This window comes from Mesorhizobium sp. M7A.F.Ca.CA.001.10.2.1, assembly GCF_003998575.1.
Lineage (GTDB): Bacteria > Pseudomonadota > Alphaproteobacteria > Rhizobiales > Rhizobiaceae > Mesorhizobium.
Map to the genome: position 1 here is coordinate 1 of NZ_RZQY01000246.1, position 8,057 is coordinate 8,057.

Here is an 8,057-nt window from a genome sequence, read left to right on the forward strand (position 1 = left end):
CCATGATGCCGTCCTGCGTGGTCGCAGCCCCCGCGCCGCCGAGATTGACCACGGAGATCCCGGTCGAACCGGAAGCCGTTCCGCTCGACAGGACCAACTTGTCGGATGCGGAGGAATCGTCACCGAGCTCGGTCTGGATAAGCAGCAGGCCACCCAGGCCGACATAGTTGCCCGAAATCGTCAGGCTGTCGGTGGCACCGGTGCTGCCATTGGTCAGGTCGATGCGGCCGGCATTGGTGACCTGCGCCAGCTGGCCCGCCGTAAAGGCCTGGATCGCCGTGTTGAAGCCGCCGCCATAAAGCGTGCTCGCGGCATCGACACTGAGCGAACCTGTGCCGGTGCCGCTATCGCCGAGCACCAGATTGCTGTCCATCGTCAGCTCGGTGTCGTTGGTGGCGTCGATGCTCTCCCAGTTCTGGAGCCGGCTGACCCCATCCAGTTTGACGTTGTCCAGTGTCAGCGCGTCGGTACCGAGGCCGCCTGATATGGCATCCGTGGCACCGAGATTGGCGTTGGTGAGGTTGCTGAGCCTGGCGGTGTCGTTGTCGCCGCCGAGATCGACGGCGCCATAGATGATGCCGCCACCGTTCCAGACGAAATCGTCGGCGCCAAAACTCATCAGTATATCGCCACCGACCGTGCCCCCGGTGATCGTGACACTGTCATTGCCGCCGCTGACGCTGATGTTGCCGCCGATGGTGCCGCCCGACAGGATGATCGTGTCCTTGTCGAAGCCGGTGACGAGGTTGCGGTCGATGGTGCCGCCGGACATGTTGAAGTAATTCTGGTCGAGCTTCATGTTGACGCGGCCGATGCGGCCACCGGTCATCACGGCGCGGTCGCCATCGTCGAAGAAATCGACGATGCGTCCGCCGGTCATGGTGAAGGTGTCGAGGCCGTCGCCCTGGTTGAGCGAGCCGATCTGGCCGCCGCTCATGTTGAAGTCGTCGATGCCGGCGCCCTGCTGGACATTGCCGGCGACGGTCCCCGCGCCAATGGTGAAAAAATCCGTGCCGCCACCCTGATCGACGGTGCCGGTGATGGTGCCGGACTGCATGTCGATGCGGTCCGTGCCGACGCCAAAGCTGACATTGCCTGATATCTGCCCGGTGCCGCCGGCAGGAAAATTGAGCGTGTTGTCGCCATCGGCATCGGTGAGGCTGCCGCCAGAGTCGCCGCTATCGCAGGTGTAGACGGTGTTTCCAGCGGATGGACCCAGCACGCATGCGGCAAACGCGGCGGAGTTGGGCAGCAACGCAAAAGCTGTAGTTGAGAAGATGCTAATAAGCCACGGGTGTAGCGGCTGCGGCTTTCGCCGGAGCGAAGCAACTGCCACCTGAGCATCCCCCGAACGACTGTTCGGAGGCGAGTTCTTCATATGCCGCATCGCGTCCCCCCTCGATTCGCGATTCCAGCCCCCGCCAGCCGCCGTAATGAAGACACAATTCATTCGATTTTACAAAGCCTAATCTGCCCCGCATGGTTGCTAAACTGCAAAGACTACTGAAATGATCTGGCGTAGCGCGCGGTTGGCGTGTCCGTGGCCCATGCTTTAGGATCGGTTTGGGCCGAAGGATCGAGGCCCTGTCACGAATCGATGAAAGGACATCGCATGGCAACCAGGGACGTATTCGGCCTGGCGCTTTCGGGCGCGACGGCGGCGGGATCCACCCCCTACAGCCAGGCGGTGCGTGAACTGCAGTGCTTCATCGGCGACCCCGTAGCCTCCGTCGACCGCGCCATCGCGGAAGATCCCGGCTTCGTCATGGCGCATGTCTTCAAGGGCTATCTGTTCGGCCTCGCCACCGAGCGGGAGGCGACAGCGGTGGCCAAGGCTTGCCATGAGGCGTCACTGCCGCTTGCCGCGACCACGCGCGAGCGGGCGCATGTCACAGCCCTGGGTCATCTCGCCAACGGACGCTGGCATCAAGCCAGCCGCATTCTCGAGGACATCACCATCGAGACCCCGCGCGACGGGCTGGCGCTGCAGGTCGGCCACCAGATCGATTTCTTCACCGGCAATGCACGCATGCTGCGCGACCGCATCGCACGCGCCCTGCCGTCCTGGCAAAGCGGCATGCCCGGCTACCACGCCATGCTCGGCATGCACGCCTTCGGGCTGGAGGAAATGGGTGACTATGTGAGGGCCGAGCAGCTTGGCCGCGCGGCGGTCGACATCGAGCCGCGCGACGGCTGGGCGCAGCATGCCGTCGCCCATGTTATGGAGATGCAGAGCCGGCAAAGGGATGGCATCGCCTGGATGCAGGCCAACCCGGAAGCGTGGACAAGGGAGAGTTTCCTGCAGGTCCACAATTGGTGGCACCTGGCGCTGTTCCACTATGATCTCGGCGAGACCGACGCGGTGCTGGCCCTCTATGACGGCCCCATTTACAGCGTGCAATCGACGATGGCGCTCAACATGGTCGATGCCTCGGCAGTCCTGTGGCGGCTCGCCCTCGGCGGCGTCGATGTCGGCGACCGCTGGGCGGCGCTCGCCGCCAATTGGCATAAGGCCGGCGCCGGCAATTATGCCTTCAACGATGCCCACGCGATGATGGCCTTTGTCGGTGCAGGGTTAGATGCGCCGGCCCTCGCTTTGCTTGAGGCTCAGCGCGAGGCCATGCGTGGCAGCGACGACAATGCGGCTTTCACGCGGGATGTCGGCCATCCGCTGACGCTCGCCGTCAAGGCATTCGGTGAGGGCAATTACGCCGAGACCGTGCGCCTGATCCGGCCGATCCGATCGATCTCCCATCGCTTCGGCGGCAGCCACGCCCAGCGGGATGTTATCGACCTGACGCTGATCGAGGCAGCGTTGCGCGCCGGTGACGGTGCGCTGGCCAGGGCGCTCACGGCCGAGCGTTCGATGGCGCGGCCCGACAGTCCGCTGTCAGCGCTGTTTGTGCGACGCGCCGCCGATTTGTCGGAGAATTGACCCGAAGCGGATCTTGTTTTAAAAACTGGCCAAGTCAGATTTTTTCGAGACCCGAAAAAATTAACTGGCGTGGGAGGAAGACATGTATCTGGGCCTCGATCTCGGAACGTCGGGCGTCAAGGCGCTGCTGATCGATGCCGGGCAAACCGTCATCGGTTCCGGCCATGGTTCGCTTGATGTTTCACGGCCGCATCCCGGCTGGTCGGAACAGAATCCCGAGCACTGGATCCGGGCCTGCGAAGACGCAATTGCCGAGCTCAAATCCTCCCATCCGGATGAACTCGCGGCAGTCAAGGGCATTGGCCTGTCCGGGCAGATGCATGGCGCCACGCTGCTCGACGCCGCCGACAAGGTGCTGCGTCCCTGCATCCTGTGGAACGACACGCGCAGCCATGCCGAGGCGGCTGCGCTCGATGCCGATCCGCGCTTCCGCGCTCTGACCGGCAACATCGTCTTTCCCGGTTTCACCGCGCCGAAACTTGCCTGGGTGAAAAACAACGAACCCGCTCTCTTCGCCAAGGTCGCAAAAGTGCTGCTGCCCAAGGATTTCCTGCGGCTCTGGCTTTCGGGCGAACACATTTCGGAGATGTCGGATTCTGCCGGTACCTCCTGGCTCGATGTCGGCAACCGGCGCTGGAGTACGGACCTGCTCGCAGCGACGTCGCTCGACGAGGAGCAGATGCCGTCGCTGGTCGAGGGTACGCACAAGGCAGGCGCACTGCGCAGTGAATTGGCCTCGAAATGGGGCGTCCAGGCCATTCCAATCGCCGGCGGCGCCGGCGACAATGCGGCCTCGGCCTGCGGCATGGGCACGGTCGGCGCCGGCCACGCTTTCGTCTCGCTCGGCACATCGGGCGTGCTGTTTGCCGCCAACGCTTCCTACCTGCCCAACCCGGCTAGCGCGGTTCACACCTTCTGCCACGCCCTGCCGAACACCTGGCACCAGATGGGGGTCATCCTGTCGGCGACGGATTCGCTCAACTGGCTGTCCGAAATCACCGGGAAGAGCGCCGGCGAATTGACCACTGAGCTCGGCGACACATTGAAGGCGCCGAGCGGCGTGTCCTTCCTGCCTTATCTCTCGGGCGAGCGCACACCCTACAATGATGCCGCCATTCGCGGCGCGTTCACCGGGCTGGCGCATGAATCGAGCCGTCCCGTGCTGACCCAGGCCGTGCTGGAGGGTGTAGCCTTTGCCTTCCGCGACAGCCTCGAAGCCCTGGCCACGGCCGGCACGAGTTTGACGCGGGTGACGGCGATCGGCGGCGGCTCGCGCTCGCACTACTGGTTGAAGGCGATTGCCACCGCGCTTCAACTGCCTGTCGACATTCCCGCCGACGGCGATTTCGGCGCCGCCTTTGGCGCCGCGCGGCTCGGCCTGATCGCGGCGACGGGTGCCGATCCGCTTGAAATCTGTACGGCACCGAGGACGGATGCGACGATCGAACCGGACGCGGCGCTTGGCGGCGTCTATGCCGATGCCTATCAGCGCTACCGGGAGCTGTACCCGGCGATCAGGGCTGTAACCGCGTGATTCAGTGCGAGGCGCCCCCCTCTGCCCTGCCGGGCATCTCCCCCTCTAGGGGGGAGATCGGCAGCGTTGACGGCTTTACTCGTCTTGCAAGGTTGATAATTAGCGATGGCGGGAAAGACAGCCAATCTCCCCCCTTGAGGGGGAGATGGCCGGCAGGCCAGAGGGGGGCGCTTCGCACCCGCCTCGCCCAGAAGTCCTCACTGCGCAGGCACCTTGTCGAGAAAGCCGGTGACGCTCTTCAGGCGGCCGTTCTCAATGATTCCGATGTCGGTACCTTCGATCACCGATGGCGTCCCCTCAGGCCCGAGATTCCACGAGAAGCGGATCTTGTCGGCAAAACCGTCCGGCGTGCCCTTCAGCGAGAACCGGAAGCCGGCAAAGCGCTGCTGCACGCCGTCGATCAGAGCCGCGACGCCTTCATGGCCGTCGCCCTGCATGAGCGGATCACGATAGCTGACGTCTTCCGTGAAGGTCGCCTTGAGCAATTCGGTCCGGCGGACGGCATCGCTTTCGTTCCAGGCGGTGATGTAGTTTTCAGCGATCTTGGTGAGGTCGGTCATGGTCTGTCTCCTTCATTGACGGTTTTGACATGACCCTTTTCAACCGGCGCTGGCCTGAAACCAATTACGCCTGAGGTAATGGCGGCAGAACTTTGTGAGAGGACAGAAATCATGAGCAGCGGATTTTTCGGCGACATCAAGAAAATCAAATATGAAGGGCCGGATTCGACCAATCCGCTGGCCTATAGGTTCTACAATCCCGACGAGCTCGTCGCCGGCAAACGGCTGGAAGACCATCTGCGCTTCGCCGTCGCCTACTGGCACTCCTTTGCCTGGCCGGGCGGCGATCCGTTCGGCGGCCAGACCTTCGACCGGCCGTGGTTCCCCAAGGCAGGTGGCACCGACACGATGGAACTGGCAAAGCTGAAAGCGGACGTCGCCTTCGAGATGTTCTCGCTGCTCGGCGCGCCCTATTTCTGCTTCCACGACGCCGATGTGCGGCCGGAAGGCAAGGATTTTTCCGAAAGTGCCGCGCGCCTCGACGAGATCGCCGATTACTTCGCGGGGAAGATGAAGCAGACCGGCGTCAAGCTGCTTTGGGGCACCGCCAATCTGTTCTCCAATCGCCGCTTCATGTCGGGGGCGGCCACCAATCCCGATCCGGATGTCTTTGCCTACGCGGCGGCGACGGTAAAAAGCTGCATCGACGTCACCAAGCGGCTGAAGGGCGAAAACTACGTGCTGTGGGGCGGGCGCGAAGGCTATGAGACGCTGCTCAACACCGACCTCGCGCGCGAGCAGGAACAGGCCGGCCGGTTCCTCAGCATGGTCGTCGACTACAAGCACAAAATCGGCTTCAAGGGCGCGATCCTGATCGAGCCGAAGCCGCAGGAGCCGACCAAGCATCAGTACGATTACGATGTCGCCACGGTCTACGGCTTCCTCAAGCGCTTCGGGCTGGAGAAGGAGGTCAAGGTCAATATCGAGCAGGGCCACGCCATCCTGGCCGGCCATTCCTTCGAGCACGAACTGGCTCTGGCCAATGCGCTCGGCATTTTCGGTTCGATCGATATGAACCGCAACGACTATCAGTCGGGATGGGACACCGACCAGTTCCCCAACAACGTGCCGGAAATGGCGCTGGCCTACTACCAGGTCCTGCAGGCCGGCGGCTTCAAGACCGGCGGCACCAATTTCGACGCCAAGCTGCGCCGCCAGTCGCTCGATCCGCAGGACCTGCTGATCGGCCATATCGGCGGCATGGACTCTTGCGCACGTGGCCTGAAAGCCGCGGCCCGCATGGTCGAGGACAAGGCGCTATCGGCGCCGCTGGCCGAACGTTATGCCGGCTGGAACACGGCCGAGGGCAAGGCGATGCTCGCCGGCAAGCGCACGCTTGAGGATATCGCCGAGCGTGTCGTCAAGAAGAGGATCGAGCCGCAGCCGAGGTCCGGCCGCCAGGAACTGCTGGAAAATATCGTCAACCGCTACGTGTAAGGCGCGCGCCGCTCCATCTCTGGACCGACATCCGGCACCACTGGCTGAAAGCCGCCGCCATCGCTATCTGCTAGTCAGCCCACTTCGCGAGAGGCTGCCGAGGATCGCACAGATCTTCGGCAGCCAGCGTGAGATCAAGATGCCACGCGTGTCGCCGAAAGAGAGCCCGTGCGGCAGCCTTTATTTTTATGCATGTCGTCATCCCAAAACCGCTGGCACTTTTGGGCGACATGCATTGGCGGGAGACGGAAAATGGCAGAGGATCGAATCATCGTGCGCCCGGCGCAGGCGAGCGATATTCCGGCGTTGAAGCAGGTGCTGCAGGAAACGTTCGAAGGCACATGGCTGCCGAACATCACCGAAGCAGCGGCGCGGCGCTATGTCGAGACGGATATTGGCGGGCGCTATGTCGACCGGAGCTGGCCTGAGTTCGCCGTTGCCGAGATCGATGGCGAGGTCGCCGGCCTGATCCATTGGCGCGCCGATTTCATCGAGGCCCTGCACGTCATGGCATCCCGTCAAGGCCAAGGTGTCGGCCGCCAGCTGCTCTCCCATGCCGAACAGGCAATCGGCACCGCCGGGTTGGCGCAGGCGCGGCTGGAAACCGACACGTTCAACCTGCCGGCACAAGCCCTCTACAAGGCGGTCGGCTATGTCGAGAAAAACCGCTATCCAGACGACGAATGGGACAGTGGCTTCACCACGGTGCTGTTCGAAAAGCGGCTGTAGATCTCTCCTTGATCTGACCTGCCGGGACGCAGGAACAGCTTTGCGCATGGCCCGGTCCCGCGACACGGTTTTGCCCTTCGACGCCCTTCAATGACCTCGCTCTTGCCTTCAAACTGCCGTCACGTTTCTCATATAAGAGTGGCTCGTGGCGGGAGAGGAAGAAGGAGGCGAACCGATATGCAGAACGAACGTGAAATCGACGCCCTGCTCTCACCTGGCGAGGCCGGATCGATCATCGACCGGCTGATGGCGATGCCGCATCCGAAGGATGGTACGCGCCGCTCAAACGAATGGGACCGCGCCGTTGCCAGCCGTTTCGAGACCCATCTTGCCAGACAGATGCGCTCGCAGATCGACGGCGGCAGTGACCGTCAGAACGCTGCCTGAGCTTTCCGACTTTGTGCATGTCGTTGTCCCAAAATCGCTACACACTTTTGGGCGGCATGCACATCAACCCCTCCGCAATCTGACCGGCGCTTCGCCGAAAGCCCTTGAAAATGCCCTCGAAAATGCCGCGGCGGACGAGAACCCGGTCCGCCCGGCAATATCGGCCATGGCAACCCTCGTATCGACCACCAGCCGGCGCGCGGCGCCGAGGCGCAGCCTGAGGTAATAGGCGCCCGGCGTCTCGCCGATCGATTTGCGAAAGATGCTTTCCAGCGTCCGTGCCGTCACGCCGGCGCGCTTGGCCACTGCTTCGATGGTCAGCGGCTGGTCGACATGCGATTCCATCAGCCGGATGGCTTGCGCAAGGCGCGGGTCATAGCCGTCGAGCCGGCCGAGCGAGACCAGCGGCTGTGCGTCGGTGGCGGCGCGAGCCTGGTCGTAGATGAAGACGCTGGCGACATCGAGCGCCACCGCC

General features: G+C 63.2%; 7 protein-coding genes and 1 pseudogene. 5 read left to right on the forward strand and 3 right to left on the reverse strand.

All coding sequences use genetic code 11. The features are described from left to right. A pseudogene (locus EN964_RS17100) lies at nucleotides 1–1,387 on the reverse strand (autotransporter outer membrane beta-barrel domain-containing protein); the annotation flags it as partial. 225 nt (nucleotides 1,388–1,612) lie between these two features. On the opposite strand from EN964_RS17100, the gene EN964_RS17105 reads away from it, so the two are divergent. Then, nucleotides 1,613–2,935 (forward strand): tetratricopeptide repeat protein, encoded by a 1,323-nt coding sequence (locus tag EN964_RS17105; protein WP_127270193.1) that lies wholly within the window; start codon nucleotides 1,613–1,615, stop codon nucleotides 2,933–2,935. An 82-nt stretch (nucleotides 2,936–3,017) separates the two neighbouring features. Continuing rightward, nucleotides 3,018–4,469, forward strand: a complete 1,452-nt coding sequence (xylB, locus tag EN964_RS17110) for a xylulokinase (RefSeq protein ID WP_127270191.1) — start codon at nucleotides 3,018–3,020, stop codon at nucleotides 4,467–4,469. Between the two features lie 197 nt (nucleotides 4,470–4,666). Here the strand turns inward: xylB and EN964_RS17120 are convergent, their stop codons facing one another. Further along, a complete protein-coding gene (locus tag EN964_RS17120) occupies nucleotides 4,667–5,029 on the reverse strand; it encodes a nuclear transport factor 2 family protein (protein WP_127269938.1) in 363 nt (120 codons plus the stop codon). Between the two features lie 111 nt (nucleotides 5,030–5,140). On the opposite strand from EN964_RS17120, the gene xylA reads away from it, so the two are divergent. The 3 genes from xylA (at nucleotide 5,141) to EN964_RS17135 (ending at nucleotide 7,582) form a co-directional block, all read left to right on the forward strand. Beyond that, nucleotides 5,141–6,466, forward strand: coding sequence for a xylose isomerase (xylA, locus tag EN964_RS17125; protein WP_127269940.1), 1,326 nt, complete (start codon nucleotides 5,141–5,143; stop codon nucleotides 6,464–6,466). 252 nt (nucleotides 6,467–6,718) lie between these two features. Continuing rightward, complete coding sequence (locus EN964_RS17130; protein ID WP_127270188.1) at nucleotides 6,719–7,195, forward strand: GNAT family N-acetyltransferase; 477 nt, start codon at nucleotides 6,719–6,721, stop codon at nucleotides 7,193–7,195. Nucleotides 7,196–7,372: 177 nt separating this feature from the next. Then, nucleotides 7,373–7,582 (forward strand): hypothetical protein, encoded by a 210-nt coding sequence (locus EN964_RS17135; RefSeq protein WP_127270186.1) that lies wholly within the window; start codon nucleotides 7,373–7,375, stop codon nucleotides 7,580–7,582. 63 nt (nucleotides 7,583–7,645) lie between these two features. On the opposite strand, the gene EN964_RS17140 is transcribed toward EN964_RS17135, so the two are convergent. Further along, on the reverse strand, nucleotides 7,646–8,057 hold a 412-nt coding region (locus EN964_RS17140; RefSeq protein ID WP_127276559.1), incomplete at its 5' end, for a helix-turn-helix domain-containing protein.